17 protein-coding genes are annotated in these 25,660 nt (G+C 57.4%); 10 read left to right on the plus strand and 7 right to left on the minus strand.

The window, feature by feature from the left end:
* The first annotated feature begins 63 nt into the window (after positions 1–63).
* The 9 genes from ACQE3D_RS01745 (at position 64) to ACQE3D_RS01785 (ending at position 20,331) form a co-directional block, all read left to right on the plus strand.
* Positions 64–774 (plus strand): hypothetical protein, encoded by a 711-nt coding sequence (locus tag ACQE3D_RS01745; protein WP_313729267.1) that lies wholly within the window; start codon positions 64–66, stop codon positions 772–774.
* Positions 775–968: 194 nt separating this feature from the next.
* Complete coding sequence (locus ACQE3D_RS01750) at positions 969–4,178, plus strand: carboxypeptidase regulatory-like domain-containing protein (protein WP_313729266.1); 3,210 nt, start codon at positions 969–971, stop codon at positions 4,176–4,178.
* A gap of 5 nt (positions 4,179–4,183) precedes the next feature.
* A complete protein-coding gene (locus tag ACQE3D_RS01755) occupies positions 4,184–5,413 on the plus strand; it encodes a hypothetical protein (RefSeq protein ID WP_313729265.1) in 1,230 nt (409 codons plus the stop codon).
* A gap of 349 nt (positions 5,414–5,762) precedes the next feature.
* A complete protein-coding gene (locus ACQE3D_RS01760) occupies positions 5,763–8,624 on the plus strand; it encodes a carboxypeptidase regulatory-like domain-containing protein (RefSeq protein ID WP_313729264.1) in 2,862 nt (953 codons plus the stop codon).
* A 21-nt stretch (positions 8,625–8,645) separates the two neighbouring features.
* The gene (locus ACQE3D_RS01765) at positions 8,646–8,945 is read left to right on the plus strand and encodes a hypothetical protein (protein ID WP_071159947.1); all 300 of its coding nucleotides are present in this window, start codon (positions 8,646–8,648) and stop codon (positions 8,943–8,945) included.
* A 13-nt stretch (positions 8,946–8,958) separates the two neighbouring features.
* Positions 8,959–9,255, plus strand: coding sequence for a hypothetical protein (locus ACQE3D_RS01770; protein WP_139306314.1), 297 nt, complete (start codon positions 8,959–8,961; stop codon positions 9,253–9,255).
* Positions 9,255–10,016 carry a DsbA family protein gene (locus tag ACQE3D_RS01775; protein WP_313729263.1) on the plus strand — a complete coding sequence of 254 codons (762 nt, stop codon included), beginning with the start codon at positions 9,255–9,257 and terminating at the stop codon, positions 10,014–10,016. Before ACQE3D_RS01770 ends, ACQE3D_RS01775 begins: the two co-directional genes overlap by 1 nt.
* A 36-nt stretch (positions 10,017–10,052) precedes the next feature.
* Entirely contained in the window at positions 10,053–19,817 is a 9,765-nt protein-coding gene (locus ACQE3D_RS01780) for an Ig-like domain-containing protein (RefSeq protein ID WP_427551378.1), read from the plus strand.
* Positions 19,818–20,133: 316 nt separating this feature from the next.
* Positions 20,134–20,331 (plus strand): hypothetical protein, encoded by a 198-nt coding sequence (locus ACQE3D_RS01785; protein WP_313729261.1) that lies wholly within the window; start codon positions 20,134–20,136, stop codon positions 20,329–20,331.
* 140 nt (positions 20,332–20,471) lie between these two features.
* On the opposite strand, the gene ACQE3D_RS01790 is transcribed toward ACQE3D_RS01785, so the two are convergent.
* The 5 genes from ACQE3D_RS01790 to ACQE3D_RS01810 are packed head-to-tail and all read right to left on the minus strand — an operon-like array spanning position 20,472 to position 23,854.
* The gene (locus tag ACQE3D_RS01790) at positions 20,472–20,921 is read right to left on the minus strand and encodes a lysozyme inhibitor LprI family protein (protein WP_313729260.1); all 450 of its coding nucleotides are present in this window, start codon (positions 20,919–20,921) and stop codon (positions 20,472–20,474) included.
* 4 nt (positions 20,922–20,925) lie between these two features.
* Positions 20,926–21,507, minus strand: coding sequence for a lysozyme (locus ACQE3D_RS01795; protein ID WP_313729259.1), 582 nt, complete (start codon positions 21,505–21,507; stop codon positions 20,926–20,928).
* A gap of 22 nt (positions 21,508–21,529) precedes the next feature.
* A complete protein-coding gene (gene tnpC, locus ACQE3D_RS01800; protein WP_313728405.1) occupies positions 21,530–23,089 on the minus strand; it encodes an IS66 family transposase in 1,560 nt (519 codons plus the stop codon).
* 31 nt (positions 23,090–23,120) lie between these two features.
* Entirely contained in the window at positions 23,121–23,471 is a 351-nt protein-coding gene (gene tnpB / locus ACQE3D_RS01805; protein WP_313727828.1) for an IS66 family insertion sequence element accessory protein TnpB, read from the minus strand.
* Complete coding sequence (locus ACQE3D_RS01810) at positions 23,447–23,854, minus strand: transposase (protein ID WP_231883784.1); 408 nt, start codon at positions 23,852–23,854, stop codon at positions 23,447–23,449. Before ACQE3D_RS01810 ends, tnpB begins: the two co-directional genes overlap by 25 nt.
* Positions 23,855–23,870: 16 nt before the next feature.
* Between ACQE3D_RS01810 and tnpA the strand changes: the two genes are divergently transcribed.
* A complete protein-coding gene (tnpA, locus tag ACQE3D_RS01815; protein WP_313729469.1) occupies positions 23,871–24,362 on the plus strand; it encodes an IS200/IS605 family transposase in 492 nt (163 codons plus the stop codon).
* A gap of 24 nt (positions 24,363–24,386) precedes the next feature.
* On the opposite strand, the gene ACQE3D_RS01820 is transcribed toward tnpA, so the two are convergent.
* A complete protein-coding gene (locus tag ACQE3D_RS01820; RefSeq protein WP_313729258.1) occupies positions 24,387–24,635 on the minus strand; it encodes a hypothetical protein in 249 nt (82 codons plus the stop codon).
* A gap of 305 nt (positions 24,636–24,940) precedes the next feature.
* Complete coding sequence (locus ACQE3D_RS01825) at positions 24,941–25,660, minus strand: cytochrome c1 (protein ID WP_064031248.1); 720 nt, start codon at positions 25,658–25,660, stop codon at positions 24,941–24,943.

Consider the following 25,660-nt stretch of genomic DNA (forward strand, 5'->3'; position numbering starts at 1 on the left):
TATATGGTTATGGTCTTCGTCTCTGTTTGAATATATAAGTTATTATTTATTCTATGGAATATTTTGAATGGAACGAAAATTGAGTGCCATTGGCTTCAACAAATTTATTCAGGATGTAGGACTATGCTGAAAACACGCCTATTCTTTTCAAGCTTAATACTCGCGGCATTGAGTTCCGCCAACCCTGCGGTGGCCGGCACCATCGTGAATGGCAGTTTTGACAACGATCTCTCCGGTTGGGCGGCATTGACCAGCGGAGGGAGTGCGCAATGGGAAGCCGGCGCCGCCGTTTTAGCGGGTGGACAAGGCGCAAATCCGTTCGCGGCCAGTCTGGTGCAAGGCGATGACGGTAGTTTTAGTTTTACTTCACCGATCATCCTTAGTGCCGGTAACGACTGGTTAAAGTTTGATGTCAGTTTCACTTCGCTAGGCGTTGATGCGCTGGAGACCCCAAGCGGATTTACCGACAATTTGACGCTTACCTTATACGACGCGGACGATATTACGGGCGCCAGCGATGCGTTGATCGCATCAATCGATTCGACGACCATTGGAGTGACCTCTATCGCTTTCGATCTGTCGGCGTTTATCGGTCGATCCGTCGCGTTTTCCTTCGAGTTTAACGACGAGAACGATGGTTTCGATTATTCGGCGGCCATAGACAACGTGCGTTTTGAAGCCAGTCCGGTACCCGTGCCGCCGTCGGTTTTATTCGAGGCCACAGCACTAGCCGGTTTCGCGGTTGCCTCTATCCGCCGTCGCAGAAACGCTTGATTTGATCTAGAAAGTTTGAATTGCCTCAGGTGTTGGCCGCTGATAGACTCGGCGGCCAATATTCGCGGGAAGTGTCGGAAGATTTTACGGATATAAATCTTCTCAGACGGCTAAGGTCGCGAATCGTAAACGACAAAGGTTCCCCTTGTAATGGGTGTCTAAGCGATCGATAAAAATTATAAAAGGAGTGAGGGATGTCGCCGAGCCAGCGAGCGATCAAGTCGAAAGTGGAGCTTGATCCAAATACGCCGATTCTAAAGTCAGGCGAGACGAGGACCGCAAATTCGGCAGTCTGGCTGTTGTTGCCTTTGCTCGTGCTGTCTTTTTTTTCCAAAACGGCTTTGAGCGTCGCGGCGACCAACTGGGAACCTGTCTCGACCAGCCAAGTGACGGTGAAGGTAGCCAACCCGGTGCGCAACCGACGTGCGGCGGACGCGACGGTGGCGGTGACGCTGAACAACGTCAGCGGCCAAAGCCTGAAAGGCCCGTTCCGGCTGGTCATCGTCGGCCTGAGCCCGGCGGCGAAAGTGGCTATCGGCAACGCCAGCGGCACCACCGCGGCCGGCGAAGCCTACTACGACCTGACCGGCTATCTCGGCAACGACTTCACGCCCGGCGGCGGCGGTCTGGTCTCGGTCATCGTCACCGGCGGCGGCCCCAATACCTTCAGCTTCACGACCCGGCTGGAACGCCAGGTGCAAAGCCCAGCCCTGGCCGTCAAAATCACCAGCCCGGCCACGCTCTTGACCGTCGGCCACACCCCGCAAACCGTCAAAGGCACCGTCAACGACCCCAGCGCCCAAGTCACCCTGAACGGCGCGCCGGTCACCCACGGCAACGGCAGCTTTCAAGCCGACGTCGCACTGGAAGAAGGCCACAACACCATCACCGCCCGAGCGGTCAACGCCCAGGGCGAAGACGTCAGCGACACCATCTCGCTATCGCTGGACATGACCCCGCCCTACCTGACCGTCGAATCGCCGAAAAATGGCGACACCGTGCGCACCGACCACATCGCCGTGTCCGGCCTGATCAACGACATCGTACGCGGCACCGTCGCCGCCGGCCAAGCCAACGTCAAAGTCAACGGCATCGCCGCCACGATCGCCAACCGCAGCTACCTGGCCCAAAACATCCCGCTCGCCGTCGGCACCAACACCCTCAAAATCGACGCCGCCGACAACGTCGGCAACACCAGCAGCCTCAGCCTGCAAGTCAGCTACCAACCGCTGGCGCCGCAACACATCGAACTGCTCGGCGGCCAAAACCAAAGCGGCAAGATCAACAGCGTGCTGGCCCAAACCCTCAAAGTCAAACTGCTGGACGGCGCCAACCAAGCGGTCGCGGGCAAACCCGTGATCTTCCGCGTCACCGAAGGCGACGGCATCGTCGGCGCCGGCAACAGCGACCAAGGCCAAGGCGTCCTGGTTCAAACCGACGCCCAAGGCATCGCCGCCACCGCCTTCAAACTCGGTAGCCGAGCCGGCAGCGGCAACCAACGGGTCCGCGCCACCTCGGTCGGCTTCGACGGCGAAGCCCTGTTTTATGCCAGCGCCACAGTCGGGGCCGGCGGCAAAGTCACCGTCAACAGCGGCAACAACCAACGCGGCGCGGTCAGCCAAGCGCTGCCGCTACCCTTCGTCGTCGCCGTGGTCGACGACGGCGCCAACGTCGTGCCCGGCGCCCAAATAGAATTCAAAGTCACCCAAGGCAGCGGCCGCTTCCAAAACGGCCAAACCACGCTGACCGCCACCACCGACAGCGACGGGCGGGCCACCGCCGAATTCACGCTGGGCAGCGAAGACGGCCTCGACGTCCACCGCGTCACCGCCACCCTGGTTGGCACCAGCCTCTACGCCGGCTTCACCGCCTCCGCGCTAAAAACCGGCAACGCCGGCCAAACCAGCATCAGCGGCGTCGTGCTCGACAACCAAGAACACCCGTTGCCGAACGTCACCGTCCGAGTCGACGGCACCACCCGCGAAGCACAAACCGACGCCCAAGGCCAATTCAAAATCAGCGAAGTCCCGGTCGGCGCGGTACGCCTGGTCGCCGACGGCAGCACCACCAGCGCCGAAGGCGAATGGCCCACGCTCGCCTTCAACCTCGTCACGATCGCCGGTGCCGACAACCCGCTGTCCGCGCCGATCTACCTGGTCAAACTCGACACCGTCAACGCCAAAACCGTCGGCGACCAAGACGTCACGCTGACCCTGCCCGACGTACCCGGCTTCGCGTTGGAAATCAAACGCGGCTCGGTCACCTTCCCGGACGGCAAGAAGACCGGGAAGCTCTCGGTCACGCCGGTCAACGCCAGCAAAATCCCGATGGCGCCGCCGAACGGCATGCAGCCGCAGTTTATTGTCACCATCCAACCGGTCGGGGCCAAATTCGACCCGCCGGCCCGGCTGACCCTGCCCAACGTCGACGGCCACAAACCCGGCGCGCAAGTGGAAATGTACTCCTACGACCACGACCTGGAAGAATTCGTAGCGATCGGCCTCGGCACGGTCAGCACCGACGGCAGCATCATTAAATCCAATGACGGCGTGGGAGTAATTAAGGCAGGGTGGCATTGTGGGAGTCAGCCGGGCGGGAGCGGGTGTGCGGCCAGTCCGGGGGAATGTCAAAAATGCGAGGGCAATTGTGTCATCGTCGATTTACCCAAGGTGCCGAACGTGGCGGGCGATTGCTTGAAACCCAAGGATTGCAAGTCCTCGGAAGCCGACCCGAGCGACGTTCCGGCTGATGTTGCCGGCGATTGTAAAAAGCCCGCTTGCCCGTCTCCAACCGTGGATACCAGCGACAAGCCGTCCGAGGAATGTAAACAATGTCAATCCGACGGCTCGATCGGTAACAAACCTGATGGTCAGTTTCCGGAATCGACAACGCGCTGTTGCTATCAAGGTGAATCGGTGCCGAAAACGCCGGCCGATTTTGCAAGCTTGGCGAAGTGCCCTCAAAAAACGCAGAACACCACACGAAATCATGAAATCGACGGTTGCTCCAATTCGCCCGACGACTTGGAGAGTTGGGACAACCTGCCGTTCGCCACGAATTACGACATGTACGTGACTAATCCGATCTGGGGTACCGTGTTGGGCACGATTTCCAATGCGACTGCCGCGACCCAGACCTTGCCGTGCAATTTGCACGACATTTGTTATCAAACCTGCGGCTCCAGCCAAGCTACTTGCGATGCCGCCTTGGGCGCCGGAATTACCGCGAGTTGCGATACCGGCTACCCCTTCCCCTGCCCTTATGCAACGGCGTCGCAATGTCTGGAATACGATGAGGAATACGCGAGTTGTCGTGGTATCGGCCCGGTCTATCAAGACGGGGTTGCCAATTTCGGTAGCTCGGCTTTTGAAGAACGGCAAACTCAGTATTGCGAGTGTTGCTAAGCGCCATGAAAACGATTAGCTGGGGAATCTTTTTAGTGCTGGCGGTGATGCTGCGAGTCGAACTCGCGGCGGCAGACGTCAAAGTCTTCGAGTCATTATTTGCTAGGTATCAGGCAAATATCGATCAACAGTTTATTCGAATGATTCCGGAGGACGCGGATTCCCCTGCGATCCTGTATAAAAAATATCTGGATCACCGCAAGGCAAAAGCGCTTCCAGGCCAGGCCGAAAGCGTCGAATATTTAATCTATGATAGCCGCGCCGGTAAATCGATTAGTTTATGGGAAGCGAGAGCGGCCGATAAAACCGTCGTTGGCAAGATCGTCAAGAGAGATGACGGATATCTGATACCTTTGCTGAACGGAAAAGATCTCAAGATATTTAAATACAGTCCGAAGCAACAAAAACTTGAATCGGTAAATTTGAAGCCGTTCGGTGTTAAGGCCGGTAATTCAGTCAAGCAACTTTTTCACATTTCTACCGGTTATATTGCCTTGGTTGACGCGGAAAAAACTTCAAAATTGGTTTTCCAGGCCTATGGCTCCGATGAGCAATTGTCCGTGGATTTTGCCTACCTCCAATTGCCGATCGTCGGAATAGAGGATGTTGCGGAGGCTAATGATACGATCTACATCGCAGCTAAGGCGAAAAAGAATTTGGATGAAGCAGCTAGCTTTCTTTTTAGAGTTAATAACAAGTTTGCGGCGGACAGCGTAAAAGTGGAAGGATTGGATGTTGATCCGAGATTAGCGCAGCATGCGTCGTTTATATCGACGACGCATGTTCAGCCCTCGCTACAAATAGTCAGTCGTAAGCGAAACCCTAGTCCGCCAAGTTTGTACTTGTATCGTGTTGGAGAGAAGGCCAAATTGATTTGGCATTTCGACTTCGATGAAATCGAAGCCGGGAGTCATTTGCAGATATCTGGAATTTGTCATGATAATTACCTGTTCGCAAGGCGAACAAAGCCAAACGGTAAAATTTCCGATACTGCTGAATTCAGATTACTGAATGCAGAGGGAAAGGAGTTGATGACTTGGACGAAGCAAATGATGACTAACGGATCACTGGTTGATGTTCGGCCTGAATCGATTGGACAAAGCGTTTTCTTAGTCAGCAATTTTTCAAAACTGGAAGATGCCCGCCGGCAGGACGGTTGGTACAGTTGGATGGGATTACAGATTGATAGAGTGCCGGTTTCAGAAGTATGTGCTACCAATCAAAAGGTTAATTGAAACAGTATTTCCGGCTCTTAACGAGTCTATGACTAATGCAGTTTTTCAAGAAATTCAGGTGTGTAAGGTATTGATTGAAGCTGAAATTCGACATGACGAATTAATCAGAGGCTTCTTAAGGTTTCAAGGTCCTAAAATTTAGCGAAGAAATTAGATTTAAAGCGCAGGATTTGATAATGCTTTCCGCGACATTAATTTAGCTTGAAGTTATTTAGGCAGGTTGCGAGGAATGACAAGTGATTAGAATTTTTCGGGGGTACTGATGTCGGTTTTTTGGCACGTATTGAGTAATACGATATCGAGAAAGTTAGTTGGCCAAGTTCGCGGTTCCGTATTGGTTAACTTTATAATGGTTCTGTCGGTAGTCTTAATTAGCTGGATCACCCCCCCGGCGGAAGCGGCGGCGAACTGGGAACCTGTCTCGACCAGCCAAGTGACGGTGAAGGTAGCCAACCCGGTGCGCAACCGACGTGCGGCGGACGCGACGGTGGCGGTGACGCTGAACAACGTCAGCGGCCAAAGCCTGAAAGGCCCGTTCCGGCTGGTCATCGTCGGCCTGAGCCCGGCGGCGAAAGTGGCTATCGGCAACGCCAGCGGCACCACCGCGGCCGGCGAAGCCTACTACGACCTGACCGGCTATCTCGGCAACGACTTCACGCCCGGCGGCGGCGGTCTGGTCTCGGTCATCGTCACCGGCGGCGGCCCCAATACCTTCAGCTTCACGACCCGGCTGGAACGCCAGGTGCAAAGCCCAGCCCTGGCCGTCAAAATCACCAGCCCGGCCACGCTCTTGACCGTCGGCCACACCCCGCAAACCGTCAAAGGCACCGTCAACGACCCCAGCGCCCAAGTCACCCTGAACGGCGCGCCGGTCACCCACGGCAACGGCAGCTTTCAAGCCGACGTCGCACTGGAAGAAGGCCACAACACCATCACCGCCCGAGCGGTCAACGCCCAGGGCGAAGACGTCAGCGACACCATCTCGCTATCGCTGGACATGACCCCGCCCTACCTGACCGTCGAATCGCCGAAAAATGGCGACACCGTGCGCACCGACCACATCGCCGTGTCCGGCCTGATCAACGACATCGTACGCGGCACCGTCGCCGCCGGCCAAGCCAACGTCAAAGTCAACGGCATCGCCGCCACGATCGCCAACCGCAGCTACCTGGCCCAAAACATCCCGCTCGCCGTCGGCACCAACACCCTCAAAATCGACGCCGCCGACAACGTCGGCAACACCAGCAGCCTCAGCCTGCAAGTCAGCTACCAACCGCTGGCGCCGCAACACATCGAACTGCTCGGCGGCCAAAACCAAAGCGGCAAGATCAACAGCGTGCTGGCCCAAACCCTCAAAGTCAAACTGCTGGACGGCGCCAACCAAGCGGTCGCGGGCAAACCCGTGATCTTCCGCGTCACCGAAGGCGACGGCATCGTCGGCGCCGGCAACAGCGACCAAGGCCAAGGCGTCCTGGTTCAAACCGACGCCCAAGGCATCGCCGCCACCGCCTTCAAACTCGGTAGCCGAGCCGGCAGCGGCAACCAACGGGTCCGCGCCACCTCGGTCGGCTTCGACGGCGAAGCCCTGTTTTATGCCAGCGCCACAGTCGGGGCCGGCGGCAAAGTCACCGTCAACAGCGGCAACAACCAACGCGGCGCGGTCAGCCAAGCGCTGCCGCTACCCTTCGTCGTCGCCGTGGTCGACGACGGCGCCAACGTCGTGCCCGGCGCCCAAATAGAATTCAAAGTCACCCAAGGCAGCGGCCGCTTCCAAAACGGCCAAACCACGCTGACCGCCACCACCGACAGCGACGGGCGGGCCACCGCCGAATTCACGCTGGGCAGCGAAGACGGCCTCGACGTCCACCGCGTCACCGCCACCCTGGTTGGCACCAGCCTCTACGCCGGCTTCACCGCCTCCGCGCTAAAAACCGGCAACGCCGGCCAAACCAGCATCAGCGGCGTCGTGCTCGACAACCAAGAACACCCGTTGCCGAACGTCACCGTCCGAGTCGACGGCACCACCCGCGAAGCACAAACCGACGCCCAAGGCCAATTCAAAATCAGCGAAGTCCCGGTCGGCGCGGTACGCCTGGTCGCCGACGGCAGCACCACCAGCGCCGAAGGCGAATGGCCCACGCTCGCCTTCAACCTCGTCACGATCGCCGGTGCCGACAACCCGCTGTCCGCGCCGATCTACCTGGTCAAACTCGACACCGTCAACGCCAAAACCGTCGGCGACCAAGACGTCACGCTGACCCTGCCCGACGTACCCGGCTTCGCGTTGGAAATCAAACGCGGCTCGGTCACCTTCCCGGACGGCAAGAAGACCGGGAAGCTCTCGGTCACGCCGGTCAACGCCAGCAAAATCCCGATGGCGCCGCCGAACGGCATGCAGCCGCAGTTTATTGTCACCATCCAACCGGTCGGGGCCAAATTCGACCCGCCGGCCCGGCTGACCCTGCCCAACGTCGACGGCCACAAACCCGGCGCGCAAGTGGAAATGTACTCCTACGACCACGACCTGGAAGAATTCGTAGCGATCGGCCTCGGCACGGTCAGCACCGACGGCAGCATCATTAAATCCAATGACGGCGTGGGAGTAATTAAGGCAGGGTGGCATTGCGGCAGTCAGCCGGGAGGGAGCGGCTGCGCATATAGCGCGGAATGCCAGACTTGTAGCGGAAACTGCCAGCTAAGCAATAAGCCGGATGGACCAATCGCTGGAGAGCCATGTGCCAGTTGTAGCAACGGCAGTAAGGTTCCTCCTCCCACGGATGGCGAATGTTGCACTCAGCCGGATATACAAAATGACTCTGATTATCAGGCGGGAACATTACTTGGCACGGTGACCTGTTGTCGAGGTGCGCCAATTTTATGTATGTATCCCGGTAATTTTCCTAGTAGAGGGAACGTTCTCGGTGACGCAATCGCTCAGCAATGCGTTGCTGTCCACGAAGGAAAGCATAAAGATCACGTTAATTGTGTTGGGGGGGACTGTAAAACTTGGCCTGGTTTCAAACCGGAAGTAAGCCAGGCTCAGGGCGAATGCGAAGCGAGTAAGGCTGAAAAGCAGTGCTTAGACAACGCTCGGTCTTCATGTAATTTGAGTCCCGATCCGGATGCCTGTAGAGCGGTAGTAGATCATTGGATTCAAGAAGCTATTTCATATGGCAATGGCTTCTTTACTCCGCCCGCCACCTGTTTCTAATGACTTTGTGAGGAACGCATAATGTTTTTTCAGAAAATAATAAATTTGGCGATTCTAGTTTTAATGGTGGATCTGGCTTGCGCGGAGCCAAACTGTACTGCTCTAGAATTATCAAAGGAACAGGTGGTGGATATTGTCAATGCCGAGAGACGGAGTAGAGGCGATTTGCCGAAAGCCTTTTCGGAAAGTCAATATACGTTGAACAGACATGGTTGTTATTATATTTTAATTGAGTCGGCGGTCCCCTTGCGTCCGGGTAAAAACATTGTTTTTAAACTGAATCAGAATGGTGTTATTGTTGATGCCATGCGCGGTCGATGACCTTGGAGATGCGATGAATAAAATTTTTCTGGTCTTGTTTGTTTTATTTTCGAATTCGGTTTTGGCGCAGGAATTAAGTTGCCCAGGTAGAGGACTTTCGGAATCTGAAATTATAGATATTGTAGAAAAGCAACGTGCGTTGAGGCCGGAGCTCCCTAAAAAATATGGCGTTTATGAAACCAGCGTCACGAGATTAAGGTGTCTATACGTGATGTACGAAAGACAGGTCCCGGTTGAGAATGGGATATACCAGACTTTTACTGTCGATCCATTTGGGGAGTTGATGGAGTATTACGTGAACAGGAAATAATGACTATTTTAAGTAGATACACCGTGGTGAATAAGTTAAGTGTGCTTGTGATTCTTTTGCTTGGATTAACAGAACTCGTTTGGGCAAAGGATGACTGGGTCGCCGACGAAATCTTTATGCAAATTTCGGAAATGCGCAAAGAAATTAGTGGGCTAAAGGAAAAAGTCGCTAATTTAGAGAAAAAATTAGCGGATGCCAAACCTAAAGTGGCACCTGTTTCCTTGTCCGATACCGAGGCAATGGCGTTGGGAAAGAGCGATGCACCCATAGCAATATTGGAGTTTTCGGATTACGAATGCCCATTTTGCGGAAAGCATTACAAAAACGTTTTCCCCAAACTGCGCGAAAGTTATATCGATAAAGGCAAGGTTAAATACGTTATGAAGGATTTCCCGCTGGATTTTCACGCGCATGCCAAAAAGGCCTCGCTGGCCGCGCGTTGCGCGGGCGAGCAGAAGCAATACTGGGCGATGCACGATGCAATTTTCGAGGCCCGCGGCCAGGCTAGCGACGAATTAATTGCCGGCGTTGCGCAACAACACAAATTGGATGAATCCGCATTGAAGAAGTGTCTTGATGACCCGGCGCAATTAACAAAGGTACAGAACGACATCGCGCTTGGCAGTCGTTTGGGCGTTAACGGTACGCCTGCGTTCTTAATTGGGCGGATCAAGGATAAACAGTTAGTCGATTACCGGCGCTTCGACGGCATGCAGTCGTTCGAAACCTTCGTCGCCGCGATCGACAGTTTAAAAAAGTAATATTCGAAGCGTCTGCGGTATCGGGAGATAAAGACGATGAACACTCAGGTCATGAAAGCTTTTTATGTGTTGGTCTTGTTGTTGGGGCTTGCTGGAAGCGGGCAATCGGCGGCCAACGTGCTGGATGAGAACTGCGTCGTCAATATTCTCAACCGAACCGTACAGGTCGGCAAGGATGGTGCTTGGTCGATGCCTAACGTGCCCTCGCAAATGGGCCGGGTCAGAGCCAGGGCGACTTGCACCAAGCTGGGCGACACCTTCTCCGGAGAAAGCGATTACTTCAATATTGTCCAAAACGGCATCGTTAACGTGCCGGACATCACGTTTGAGAATATTGAACCCATCCCTGTTAGCCTGAAGGTCAGCGAACCCACAGTCGAAACTCTCTCCAGCCAAGGCGCAACCGCGCAGTTAAAGGTTGAAGCAACCTACCGCGACGGTACCGTCAAAAACGTCACCGCCTCCTCGAACGGTACAAACTATAGTTCCAGCAACCCGGCTATTGTGTCGGTCAACGCCGAAGGCTTGGTTACCGCGGTCTCCAGCGGTAGCGTATTGATCACTGCCCGCAAGGATGAAGTCGTCGCCTTCAAACGCATCAGCGTGTCGACGACCGGAGATGCCGATAACGACGGTCTGCCGGACGATTTCGAGCTGGCCAACGGTTTGAACCCGAACGATCCTCTCGACGCGCAAGAAGACCCCGATAACGACGGTTTGACGACCAAACGCGAGTACCAGTTGGGTACTAATTTCCGTTTGGCGGATACCGACGGCGACGGCTTAAGCGACGGCATTGAAGTCGCCGGCTCCAACGGCTACACCACCGATCCGCTGAAAGCCGACAGCGACGGCGACGGCGTCAACGACAACGATGAAATCCTCGCTGGTTACAACCCGACCGACGGTACTGACGGCGGCGGTCGCAGTTTTGTCGAGCTGATCGTCGCGCCAGCTAATCCGACGATGACGTTCAATACGGTTTATAACGAGGCCAATTTACAGGTGAAAGTGTCCGGCAAGCGCGGAAACGGCACGCTTGAGGACATTACCGCTAAATCCACCGGCACTAGTTACAGCTCCAGCAACTTGAGCGTTGTTAGCTTCGGTGCCAAGGACGGTTTATTGTTTGCAGGCCAGGCCGGAACCGCGAATTTAACGGTTCGTAACGGCGGATTGGAAAAAACCGTCACAGTCACCGTCGGTTCGTTCAGCCCGACCGCGCTATCGTCGATTTCAATCCCCGGTTATGCCAACAATGTCGATGTGGCCGGCGATTTCGCTTACGTCGCCGCCGGTAGCAAGGGCTTACAAATCGTTAACGTGGCCAACCATGCCAGCCCGACGATAGTTGGCGGTTTGGATACTGCGGGTACCGCGATCGACGTCAGGGTGGTTGGTAACGTGGTTTATCTTGCCGACGGCGAAGATGGTTTGCAGATTATTGACGTCAGCGATCCGGCCAATCCTCTTCTACTCGCCTCTTACGAAACGGCGGGCGTCGCGCAAGACGTCAAAATCGACAACCAATTCGCCTACGTTGCCGACGGTAACGGTGGCCTGGAAATCGTGGATGTCCATAAACCCGCACAACCGATCGCGGCTGGCTCTCTCGGTGGACTCGGCGAAGCTAAAGGTGTGGATGCGCAAGGTAATATCGTGGCCGTGGTCGCTGGAACTTCGCTGCATATCATTGATGTAACCGACAAAGCCAATCCTGTTAAAAAAGGCAGCCTTAGTATCGGTCCGGTAAAAGACGTTGCCGTCAAGGACGGTTACGCGTATGTCTCGGCCTATACCTCCGGCTTCAAGGCAGTCAATATAGGCGATCCAACAAATCCTATCATCGTGGCTTCCGATGCGGCGTTTTATCCGTACGACGTTGAATTGACCGATAGCTTTGCGTTTTTCGCCGAAGTCTTGTTTGTCAATTCAGTCCCGTACGTCAATATCGAAGACCCGGAATCCGCGGTGTTTCAAGGCACTGTCGACTTTAGAAATTTCAACGACTACAACGGCACCGGCGTCGCGCTGGATTCCAACTACGTTTACTTGACCGCATCCAGTTCAATCTCCGATTTCGAAGCGAACGGTACCTCGACGTTATTGATCGGACAATACCGTTTGACCGAAGACAAAGGTGGCGTCGCGCCGACGATAGAAATCAGCGAGCCGCCGCAAGATACCATTGTTGTCGAGGGTAAAAAAGTTACCGTGACGGCGACCGCCGATGACGATATTGGAGTGAAGTCGGTATCGTTCATTGTAGATGGTCAGACGGTCTACACCGATACCTCTCGGCCTTATCAGTACCCGGTAACCGTGCCGTTCGGCACCGTCGGCAACACGATAACCGTGGTCGCCAAAGCAACCGATTTCGGCGGAAACCAACAAACCTCAACCAGTTTGACGCTGACCGTGCAAGCGGATACCGACCGGGATGGCTTGAGCGACGAACAAGAAGCTGTATACGGTTCGAACGTTAACGACACCGATTCCGACGACGATGGTCTTTCCGACGGCGACGAAGTCGACATGCACACCAACCCGATCGATACCGATTCCGACGACGACGGCGTTCCCGACGGGACCGAGGTGCAAAACGGTACCGATCCTTTGAATCCCGACGTAACGCCGCCGACGGTGTCCGGAACGTCGCCGGCCGACGCATCGATCGACATTCCGGAGAACAATCCGATCATTGTCAGCTTCGGCGAGCCTTTGTCCGCCAAATCGATTAATGCCGATTCTATTACCATTTTTCAAGGTTTGTTGGAAGGGGGCGCCAAGATTGCCGGGAAGGTGCGATTGTCGAGCGACGGCTTGCAACTGATTTTTACGCCCTCCGATTTATTGGCGGACTATACCGAATATAAGGTTGTAGTCGCTGGAGTGCGCGATCGCGCGGGAAATCCGATCGCGACTCCCTATTCGTTCCATTACAAAACCGGAAACACTGTCGATACGACGCCGCCCACGGTAGCGGCTATCGACCCAGCCGCCAACAGTACCGGCGTAGCAGTCAATGTTGTAGTCGGTATCCGCTTTAGCGAACCGGTGCATGGAGATACCGTTAACGATCAAAGCGTTCAACTCTACGATCAAGTCACGGGGCAACAAATTCTCGGCGTCGTAACGCTAAACGGCGACGGGCAAAGCGCGACCTTCGTTCCGAACGTCGCGTTGGCGGTTGGGCGGCAACACCGGATAGCCGTCACTAACGCCATCAAGGACTTGTTCGGAAACCCACTGGGCTACGTCAATTACTACTTCACGACCTCGTTTGACCGAGACGCGAATGGGCCACGCATCCTTGGATTCAGCGTCGGCGCAGCTCAACTCGACGTCCCGACGAACGCAGTGCTGCAAGTGCAATTCGACGAACCGGTGAGCGGTTTGAGCCTGAGTGGAGTGGAACTGCGCAAGGGCGGCGACGCGATCGCGGTGACCCGCGAGCTGAGCGGCGACCGGAAAACCCTGACGCTGAAGTTGCAACAACCGCTGCTGGCGAACACCGGCTACAGCCTGCACGTCGAAGGCGTGGAAGACCTGAGCGGCAACGTACTGGGCACGGCACAGGACAGAAGCTTCACGACCGGCGCGGGTGCCGACCTGCTCTCGACCAGTGTGGTGCAATACAGCCCGGCCAACAACACCAGCGGCATCGGCCTGAACAGCCCGGTGGTGATCACCTTTGCCGAACGGCTCAACCCGCTGGCATTGAACAGCGACACGATCGCGCTGTACGACGCGGTGACCGGGCAACGGCCGAGCGCGAGCTACGCGCTGAGCGCCGACGGCAAAACCGTCACGCTGACGCCGAACGCCGCGTTGACCGCCAACCGGCAGTATTATATTTACATCAGTAACTGGGCACCGCTACCGGACCAAGCCGGCAATCGGATCAACTACGCCAACTGGTACTTCCGGACCGGAAGCGCCAGCGACCAGGAAGTACCGCTGGTCAGCGGTCAAAACATCGTTGACGGCGCCAGCGGCATCGCGGTCAACGCCAAACTGCGCTTCGTGCTGGACGAACCGATCAGCGCCTTCAGCGTCGCCGGCAGCGTCCGGCTCAGCGTCGGCGGCGTCGACGTGGCCGGCACCGCCAGCCTGGGTAGCGACAACCGGACCATCACCTTCACCCCGAGCAGCACGCTGGCGATCAACAGCGACTACACCGTCGTGCTGGATGGCCTGTACGACTATATCGGCAACCGGCTGAGCACCGTAACCAGCCACTTCACGACCGGCGCCAGCGCCAGCGCCGACACCACCGGCGCGACGGTAACGATCAGCCCGGCCAACGCCGCCACCGGCGTTAGCGCCAGCGCGCCGATCACCTTCAGCTTCAGCGAAGCGATCGACCCGACCACCCTGGACAGCGGCATCGCCATCAGCGCCAGCGGCTATAGCGGCCAACTGGCCGGCAGCTTCGCGCAAAGCGGCAACGTCGTCACCTTCAGCCCATTGACCCCGCTGCCCGGCAACACCCAGATCAACATCACCGTCAACGGCGTCCTCGATCTGGCCGGCAACAGCAACAGCTACCGCTACCAATACTTCACCACCGGCACCGGCGGCGACAATACCGCGCCGCAACTGCTATCCATCACCCCGAACGACGGCGCGATGGACGTTTACGGCAACAACCCGATCGTCCTGACCTTCTCCGAATCGCTCAACCAAAGCACGGTCAGCAACAACGTCGGCTTGTTCGTCAACGGTGACGTCGTCAGACCGTCGATCAGCTACTCGGCCGACAGCCGCACCGTCACCCTCAACTACAACCTGCCGGCCTCGGCCCTGGTGACCGTCCTGCTGACCGACGACATCAAAGACCTCAGCGGCAACCGGCTAGCCGACACCGTCAAAGTCTTCACGACCGCGGCGGCCAACGACACCGGCCGGCCTAGCATCGCCACCGCCTTACCCGGCAACGGCGCCTACAACGTGCTGTCCAAAAACAAAATCGTGCTGTACAGCAACGAAGCGCTCAAAGCCAGCAGCCTGGCCGGCGCGCTGCACGTCTCGCAAAATGGCGTCCTGATCACCGGCAACCTGCAACTGATCGGCGACGGCCGCACCTTGGTCTACACCCCGGCGCAGCCCTGGGCGAAAGACGCGCGGATCGAAGTATTCTTGGACAGCACCGCCCAAGACCTGAGCGGCAATGCCCTGAACAGCTTCTACACCTCGTTCCGGACCGAAGAAGACCCGGCGACGAAAACCCCGTACGTCCTGGCGTTGAACACCGACGACGGCATCACGCTGCCGCTGAACCCGGCGATCGAGCTGCAATTCAACGAAGCGCTAGACCCGGCCACGGTCGACAACAGCCGCTTCGTCCTGCGCAACTACTACTACGGCGCCGAAATACCGACCACGGTCAGCCTGCTGAAAGGTAACCGCGTCGTCAGGCTCGTGCCCAACGCCGCGTTGCAAGCCAACCAAGGCTATCAAATCGGCATCCGCGCCGGGGTCAAAGACGCCAGCGGCGCCGAATCGACCTACAACAGCGACTACCTCTGGTACTTCGCGACGGCAGTCGGCGCCACGGCGGACAGCATCGCGCCGAAAGTCACGGCGCTCAGTCCGATCGACGGCGCCGGCCAAGTCGGCATCAACAACCGCGTCTCGATCCGCTTCGACGAAGCGGTCAGCCCGCTGAGCTTCCTCGGCGACGACGGCGACCAGCCGCTGGCGCAAGTGCCGAACTACGATGCGCGTAGCTACTCGCTCAGCTTCAGCGACGGCAACCGGCAAGTCAGCTACCTGCCGCACGAACCGTGGCCGGTGGACAGCGACGTCACGCTAACGGTGGATCAACCCCAAGACTACGCCGGCAACGCCGTGGTCAGCCGGAGCAGCCAATTCAGCACCGGCAACGGTCCGGATACCGCCTCGCCCAGCGTCGTGGAATGGAGCATGGCCGCGAGCGCGACCAACGTCCCGGTCAACGCCGTCTTCAAAGCACGGATGAGCGAAGCGATCGACCCGGTCACGGTCAACGACGGCGGTTTGTACCTGTACGACACCGTCACCGGCCAGCACGTCCCGGCGAGCCTCGACCTGAGCACCGACGGCCGCACGCTCACCCTCGTGCCGACGCAAGCCTTGGCGGTAGGGCGCAACTACTACTTCTACGTCTACTCCGTTCAAGACATGAACGGCAACAACGCCTATCAGAGCCGCTACTTCACGGCGGCACTGACGGCGGACAACCTGGCGCCCAACGTCGTCGGCTACAGCATCGTCGCCGACCAACTCGACGTCCCGACGAACGCAGTGCTGCAAGTGCAATTCGACGAACCGGTGAGCGGTTTGAGCTTGGGCGGAGTGGAACTGCGCAAGGGCGGCGACGCGATCGCGACGACCCGCGAGCTGAGCGGCGACCGGAAAACCCTGACGCTGAAGTTGCAACAACCGCTGCTGGCGAACACCGGCTACAGCCTGCACGTCGAAGGCGTGGAAGACCTGAGCGGCAACGTACTGGGCACGGCACAGGACAGAAGCTTCACGACCGGCGCGGGTGCCGACCTGCTCTCGACCAGTGTGGTGCAATACAGCCCGGCCAACAACACCAGCGGCATCGGCCTGAACAGCCCGGTGGTGATCACCTTTGCCGAACGGCTCAACCCGCTGGCATTGAACAGCGACACGATCGCGCTGTACGACGCGGTGACCGGGCAACGGCCGAGCGCGAGCTACGCGCTGAGCGCCGACGGCAAAACCGTCACGCTGACGCCGAACGCCGCGTTGACCGCCAACCGGCAGTATTATATTTACATCAGTAACTGGGCACCGCTACCGGACCAAGCCGGCAATCGGATCAACTACGCCAACTGGTACTTCCGGACCGGAAGCGCCAGCGACCAGGAAGTACCGCTGGTCAGCGGTCAAAACATCGTTGACGGCGCCAGCGGCATCGCGGTCAACGCCAAACTGCGCTTCGTGCTGGACGAACCGATCAGCGCCTTCAGCGTCGCCGGCAGCGTCCGGCTCAGCGTCGGCGGCGTCGACGTGGCCGGCACCGCCAGCCTGGGTAGCGACAACCGGACCATCACCTTCACCCCGAGCAGCACGCTGGCGATCAACAGCGACTACACCGTCGTGCTGGATGGCCTGTACGACTATATCGGCAACCGGCTGAGCACCGTAACCAGCCACTTCACGACCGGCGCCAGCGCCAGCGCCGACACCACCGGCGCGACGGTAACGATCAGCCCGGCCAACGCCGCCACCGGCGTTAGCGCCAGCGCGCCGATCACCTTCAGCTTCAGCGAAGCGATCGACCCGACCACCCTGGACAGCGGCATCGCCATCAGCGCCAGCGGCTATAGCGGCCAACTGGCCGGCAGCTTCGCGCAAAGCGGCAACGTCGTCACCTTCAGCCCATTGACCCCGCTGCCCGGCAACACCCAGATCAACATCACCGTCAACGGCGTCCTCGATCTGGCCGGCAACAGCAACAGCTACCGCTACCAATACTTCACCACCGGCACCGGCGGCGACAATACCGCGCCGCAACTGCTATCCATCACCCCGAACGACGGCGCGATGGACGTTTACGGCAACAACCCGATCGTCCTGACCTTCTCCGAATCGCTCAACCAAAGCACGGTCAGCAACAACGTCGGCTTGTTCGTCAACGGTGACGTCGTCAGACCGTCGATCAGCTACTCGGCCGACAGCCGCACCGTCACCCTCAACTACAACCTGCCGGCCTCGGCCCTGGTGACCGTCCTGCTGACCGACGACATCAAAGACCTCAGCGGCAACCGGCTAGCCGACACCGTCAAAGTCTTCACGACCGCGGCGGCCAACGACACCGGCCGGCCTAGCATCGCCACCGCCTTACCCGGCAACGGCGCCTACAACGTGCTGTCCAAAAACAAAATCGTGCTGTACAGCAACGAAGCGCTCAAAGCCAGCAGCCTGGCCGGCGCGCTGCACGTCTCGCAAAATGGCGTCCTGATCACCGGCAACCTGCAACTGATCGGCGACGGCCGCACCTTGGTCTACACCCCGGCGCAGCCCTGGGCGAAAGACGCGCGGATCGAAGTATTCTTGGACAGCACCGCCCAAGACCTGAGCGGCAATGCCCTGAACAGCTTCTACACCTCGTTCCGGACCGAAGAAGACCCGGCGACGAAAACCCCGTACGTCCTGGCGTTGAACACCGACGACGGCATCACGCTGCCGCTGAACCCGGCGATCGAGCTGCAATTCAACGAAGCGCTAGACCCGGCCACGGTCGACAACAGCCGCTTCGTCCTGCGCAACTACTACTACGGCGCCGAAATACCGACCACGGTCAGCCTGCTGAAAGGTAACCGCGTCGTCAGGCTCGTGCCCAACGCCGCGTTGCAAGCCAACCAAGGCTATCAAATCGGCATCCGCGCCGGGGTCAAAGACGCCAGCGGCGCCGAATCGACCTACAACAGCGACTACCTCTGGTACTTCGCGACGGCAGTCGGCGCCACGGCGGACAGCATCGCGCCGAAAGTCACGGCGCTCAGTCCGATCGACGGCGCCGGCCAAGTCGGCATCAACAACCGCGTCTCGATCCGCTTCGACGAAGCGGTCAGCCCGCTGAGCTTCCTCGGCGACGACGGCGACCAGCCGCTGGCGCAAGTGCCGAACTACGATGCGCGTAGCTACTCGCTCAGCTTCAGCGACGGCAACCGGCAAGTCAGCTACCTGCCGCACGAACCGTGGCCGGTGGACAGCGACGTCACGCTAACGGTGGATCAACCCCAAGACTACGCCGGCAACGCCGTGGTCAGCCGGAGCAGCCAATTCAGCACCGGCAACGGTCCGGATACCGCCTCGCCCAGCGTCGTGGAATGGAGCATGGCCGCGAGCGCGACCAACGTCCCGGTCAACGCCGTCTTCAAAGCACGGATGAGCGAAGCGATCGACCCGGTCACGGTCAACGACGGCGGTTTGTACCTGTACGACACCGTCACCGGCCAGCACGTCCCGGCGAGCCTCGACCTGAGCACCGACGGCCGCACGCTCACCCTCGTGCCGACGCAAGCCTTGGCGGTAGGGCGCAACTACTACTTCTACGTCTACTCCGTTCAAGACATGAACGGCAACAACGCCTATCAGAGCCGCTACTTCACGGCGGCACTGACGGCGGACAACCTGGCGCCCAACGTCGTCGGCTACAGCATCGTCGCCGACCAACTCGACGTCCCGACGAACGCAGTGCTGCAAGTGCAATTCGACGAACCGGTGAGCGGTTTGAGCTTGGGCGGAGTGGAACTGCGCAAGGGCGGCGACGCGATCGCGACGACCCGCGAGCTGAGCGGCGACCGGAAAACCCTGACGCTGAAGTTGCAACAACCGCTGCTGGCGAACACCGGCTACAGCCTGCACGTCGAAGGCGTGGAAGACCTGAGCGGCAACGTACTGGGCACGGCACAGGACAGAAGCTTCACGACCGGCGCGGGTGCCGACCTGCTCTCGACCAGTGTGGTGCAATACAGCCCGGCCAACAACACCAGCGGCATCGGCCTGAACAGCCCGGTGGTGATCACCTTTGCCGAACGGCTCAACCCGCTGGCATTGAACAGCGACACGATCGCGCTGTACGACGCGGTGACCGGGCAACGGCCGAGCGCGAGCTACGCGCTGAGCGCCGACGGCAAAACCGTCACGCTGACGCCGAACGCCGCGTTGACCGCCAACCGGCAATATTATATTTACATCAGTAACTGGGCGCCGCTACCGGACCAAGCCGGCAACCGGATCAACTACGCCAACTGGTACTTCCGGACCGGGACGGAATAGCAGAAGAGGGCAAATCGATGATGAAGTTTCCCAGGCGGGTTACCGAGCCATATGGCGTTTGGTCACCGCGCTTTAATACGCAAGCTATCGACCGGGTTGAATGACGATGAGGCTCCGGTTTAGTGTGGCTGCTTTGGCTATGTTACTAAGTGCTTGTTCGTCCGACGACAGTTCGTCGAACAAACAATCCGTACAACAGACGAGTGCAAGGCCGCCGACTTCCGGGGCGGGGGGCGGCGTGCCGCCGGTTGGGCAGAGCGTCGTACCCGGGATTTCGGATGAGCCGGTAAAACCTAACCGTAGCGAATTGCGGGTGATGACTGAAGACGCCAAGGCTACCGAAAACGCCGTCAAGAATGTTATTGAGCGCTTCGACGCTAATTTAAGCGATCATCAGGCTCGAGAATCCGCGCAAAACGAATTTAAAGCGATGCTGCCCGACTATAAGGAAAAGATGTTGCAAATCGGTAAGGCCAAAATGAAGGGCGAGTCACATCCAGTTGAAACGCCGTGAACACCCTATTTCGGAATGTCGTTAAAAATCCGCGGGGATTGATACATCGGAGTGATGATCTGTGATGGTTGCCGTTCTCGCGGCGCGTCGGCGTTCCTGCTCGGAATTCCGTAGTCGGCGCGGAGTATGCTGAGTAAGGTCTAATAATTTTTTAGGTATTGCAATAATTCCAATACGCGGCTTTTGATCAGAGCGGTTCGGTAGCCGTGACGGGAAATCGCTGAAGAAGAGCCGAATTGCTCGATGGTCCAATTTCCGTTAATAAAATCCAGTTCAGCATCGCGAAATTGTAGCCATAAGCGTTGCGAACGCAACAAGGTTTGTTTGCTCGGTTCGGGCAGATTTTTCTGCAGAGATGAATACGCGCGGTTAAGCGCCTTATCCAAAAACTCTGCGTAGTCGCGGTAAGCCTGATCGGTTTGTTCCGCGGTTTGCGCGTGTTGGTAAATTGCCTGTTCGAACGCATCGGCGCGAGATAGGAATTCCGCTGTAAGATCCGGGGTGTCGGGGTTGTCGATCGCGTGCGCGAAATTAAAACTTAAGCTCAACACAACCGCGATCAACGCGGAACGGCGACGGAATCCGATCATTTGCTCACCATTTTTTGTAAACGCCTTGTGAAAAAACCACCCATTCGCATGCGAGGCGATTCTCCAAGCCTTTCAATACCTTGCCTTGCGACTTATTCCAAGCCTTCCAGGCGGCTTCCAGATTGGGGTAATTGGTTTTCGCGGTGGGGTCGTTGATCATCTTAACCACTGAGGAACCGGCAAAGCCGTTGGCACCGGCGCCGATGTTGAAAGCCAGCATCACTAAGGCATCAAACTGGTGCTGTTCCAAGGAACTCGTAATCCCGCTACGAACCGCCGTGACAAACGGCGTGAGGTCCAGACCGAACAATGTTCTCGCGGTAAACTCGGTGATGCCGTTTTTGTACAAATTCCATTCGGCGGCTTTGATCAAATGCCCGTAACCGACGGTTGCTCCCGCGACCCATGCGTTAACCAAAAATGAGAAATCCCCCGGCTTAGCCGGGGAGACAGCAGGAGTTTGACATTTAGAGGAGTCCATCAGGAAACTCGAGAGCGTGAGCCGCCAAGCAAACGCAAGAGGAGAACCTGATGGACGAGAACGGTAAGCGATCTTTGAAGGACGCACTAGAACTGAAACGGACAATGACTTAACCGTTGGCGTACGATTAGTCCGTTAGGGCGTCGAGATTCCAAGGCAACAGCGCTTCGAACTCTTCGACAGTTTTTGCGGTGGGAAGCTTTCGGAACAGATCGACCAGATAGGTGTAAGGGTCGACGCTATTGGCCTTGCAGGTTTCGATCAACGAGTAAAGATTAGCGCTGGCACGGGCGCCGGCCACCGTATCGCAAAACAACCAATTGCGGCGGCCCACCACGAAGGGGCGTATGGCGTTTTCGCAGAGGTTGTTGTCGATGGGCCAAGCGCCGTTGTCGACGAAGCGGATCAGTTTGGACCACTGCGATGACAAGTAATGCAAAGCCTTGCCCAGCAAACTACCGGGGATTACCGCATGCAGATGTTGTAGCAGCAGGGCTTCGATTTTGACCAAAACCGGTCGGCTTTGCTCCTGGCGCCGCTGCCCACGCTGTTCGACGCTCAGGTCTTCCGTCTGAGTTTCAATCGCGTACAGTTCACCCATCGCCGCGATAAACTGCGTCGCCAGTTGCTCCGGGCCGCGCGCGGCTTTAGGAATGGCGGCTTCGGCCTCGACAAAATAACGCCGCGCATGCGCCCAACAGCCGAGGTGAATCGCACCCCGGCTGGCTGCAATGGCGTTATACACCTCATAGCCGTCGCTCATCAGTACCGCGCCGGGTTTGATGCCTTCATACAACGGCTGCGCATGCGTTCCGCCGCGCCCCGGCGTGTAGCTGAACAGCCGAATCGGCGGTCCGGAGCCGGTCATTTGTGCCCACAGATAGCTTTTGCTTTGCGCGGCTCGGCCGGATTCTTTGAGCACTTGAACCACGGTTTCATCGCCCAGGATCAGATCGGCATCGAGCAGATGGTCGCGCAGCAAGTTGATGATGGGTTGCACTGCGTCGCCAACCCGCACCATGCTAGCCGCCAGCGTGTTGCGCGACAGATCGCCGCCGAAACGGCTCAACAGCGCGGCTTGCCGATACAGCGGCAGGCTATCCTGGTATTTGGCGGTGACGACCCAGGCTAATGCCGTTTCGGTGAGTAAGCCTTTGGGGATGATGCGAACCGGTGCCGGCGTCACGCGAATGCTTTCATCGCAGCACGGGCAGGCATATTTGACGCGGTGATGTTGAATGACTCGCACCTGTTGCGGCACGATGTCGAGCTGCTCGCTGATTTCAGCGCCGATTTCCACCAGACGAGTACCGTCATGCGCACAGATGCGTTCGGCTTCCGCTAATTCATGGCGCACGATCTCACGCGGCAGATGCGGATCGAGCGGTTTGCGACCGCGTTTCTTACGGCGGTGACCGGCCACCTCGACCGCTTCGGGCGTGGCTTCCTCGGCGATTGGAGCACCGTTCGGCGCCAACACTTCGGCTTCGTTCAGGAACAGGTCGCGCTGGGCCGGATTGGCCCGCGCCTCGGATTTTGCGGCATACAGCCTATGCAGAAAGGCATCCACACGTTCTTTCAATAAATCCCGCTCGACCGTCACCAACCGCAGTTGACTCGCCAGCCGTTGCTGCTCGGCCAGCAAGGCTTGGTAGTCTTCGGTGGACAGCGTGATGGTGGGCGTCATGCCGTTATTTTACCGGCTTTACATCCGCGTTTCAGCCCACTTGGGTATAGGTTCGTGCCGGATGCGGCCGCATCGCGGCCAAGTCAATACCGGCTAACAACCAGTGGAGTTGCTCGACCGTCAACATCACAACTGCTGCCTCTTTCGGCCAGTGAAAACGGTCGGCTTCCAGCCGCTTGAGCATCAACCAAAAACCGGTGCGGTCCCACAACAGCAGTTTGATCCGATCCCGCCGGCGGTTGCTGAACACGTAGATGGCCGGCTCGAACGGATTCAAGCCTAATGCCTGCTCAACCAGCAGCGCTAAACCATTGATGGCCTTGCGGCCGTCGACCGGCTCGCGGTGCAGGTAGACCTTCAATCCTGCGTCGAAACGAAACATGGCAGCTCGGCCAACGCCTTCAAAATCACCGGCAGGTCGCTCAGTGCGACAGGCTGTAACGCGAGTTTAACGCCGTTGGGCAACTCCGCACTGAGCGCTGACTCAGCCGGTTTCTCTGCGCTCAGCGACTGAACGGGCACAAAAGCCGGCAACGTTAATGGACTGTTCGGATTCGGATGTCCTGTTTCTCGGTAATGCCCCATCCACTTGCGCAGCAGATTGGCATTGATACCGTATTGCAGAGCGATCTTGGCAACCGATGTGCCCGAATGCAAGCAAACTTTCACTAGCTCCCGCTTGGCTTCCGGATCATAAAGGCAACGGCCGTCTCGCCCGTGCCCCACGATTAATGGCCGCGATAATCGCGTGTTATGCTCCTTCATAGGTGTCCACCTGATTATAAGTGGACACTATCTTCGTTCCTTTCGAGCTGTTTATACAGATGCTGTTAAAGGACCGCTTACCGAGAACGAAAGCTTAAGCCACTCGAAATGGGAGTGCAAATATCACGTTGTGTTTATTCCCAAGTGCCGTCGCCGAACGCTGTATAGGGCGTTGCGCAAGCATTTGGGCGAGGTGTTTCGAAGGTTAGCGAGCCAGAAAGAAAGCCGAATATTGGAAGGGCATTTGATACCGGATCATGTGCATATGTTGATATCGATTCCACCGAAATATGCGGTGTCGCAGGTGATTGGCTACATCAAAGGGAAGAGTGCGATTCACTTGGCCCGTGTTTATGGTGAAAAGAAGCGTAACTTTGTCGGTCAACATTTCTGGGCGCGAGGGTATTTTGTTTCGACGGTGGGCCGGGACGAAAGGATGATACGGGAGTATATCCGTCATCAAGAACAGGAAGACCAACGAATCGAACAAATGAACCTTTGGCAATGAGTCGCCGCCTATTGGCGGCTAAAGTTAAAGGGCCGCGTTAGCGACCCTATTTACCGCTTTGAGCGGTTCACAACATAAAGCCCCCGGCTTTGCCGGGGGATATTTACTTTCCTTGCCGGTTTGGTCGTCGTATGGCTTTAAACGCAATGTTTCGATGTCTTTCAATAGCTTCAATCCGTCTCCGCTCAGGGCTAGTTCCTTGGCGGGGTTGGTGTCGCTTTGCAGCGAAGTGCCACTCAAGCTCGACCTGCCGGAGGAGACTTCCGCGAACAAGCAGGGTATCCAGTCGTGAGTATGTGCGGGCCGGGTAATGGGCTAAGCGACCGGCATAGCGTGCCTTGGTCGATATCGTTGTCGAACAATCCTTGTAACGGGCCTGGAATGCGGTAGCTCGCCATATCGAATTCTCATTGCAAAAAAGCGCGGCATACAAGCTGTCTGGAATGCGTGTTACCGGAGTATAGACCGGAATTGTTTCTCAGCAGGCATCGGGCCGATGCCGCAGTCCAAATTTTCCGGATAAAAAAACCGGTAGAGAGCCTAGCCCTCTACCGGTTTTTGCTCTACGGCCTTGGCTATTAGTGTACGTCTTTCCAGTACTCCTTCTTCAATAAGTAAGCGAGTGCGATGAACATCAGCAGGAAGAACAGCACGAATTTACCCATTTGCTGGCGTTCCAACTGCACCGGCTCGCCAACGTAGACTAGGAAGTTAACCAAGTCGGTCACCATCTTGTCGAATTCCTTGGGCGACAACTGGCCGGGTTGCTCCAATTTGAGCTCGGTGATCACGTCGCGACCGTCGACCTTATGAACCACTGCGGTCTGCGTGCCTTGCAACTGCCAGAATACGTTGGGCATGCCGACATCCGGAAAGACCGAGTTGTTGACGCCTAGCGGCTTGTTTTTGTCGTTGTAAAAGCTCCGCAGATAGGTATATAACCAGTCCGCGCCGCGTGAGCGGGCAATTAGCGACAGATCCGGCGGCGTAGTGCCAAACCACTTTTCGGCGTCGTGGGCATTCATCGCCGAATGCATCTGATCGTATATGCCGGCACCGAGCGGCGCGACGTTTTTCAGGATTTCGCTTTCATCCAGCTTTAAATCCATCGCGATGCGCTTGTAACGAATGTGCTTCGCGGAATGGCAGCCCAAGCAATAGGTGACGTAATGCTTGGCGCCGCGTTCCAACGATGCGGTGTCGCTGAGATCGATGTCCGGACTATCCAGTTCGATTCCGCTACTGGCGTTAACGCAAAAAGGCAGCAAAAACAAAAGAGTGCAGAGTATCTTTTTCAT

The sequence above is a fragment of the Methylomonas sp. MS20 genome (assembly GCF_050275925.1).
Lineage (GTDB): Bacteria > Pseudomonadota > Gammaproteobacteria > Methylococcales > Methylomonadaceae > Methylomonas > Methylomonas koyamae_A.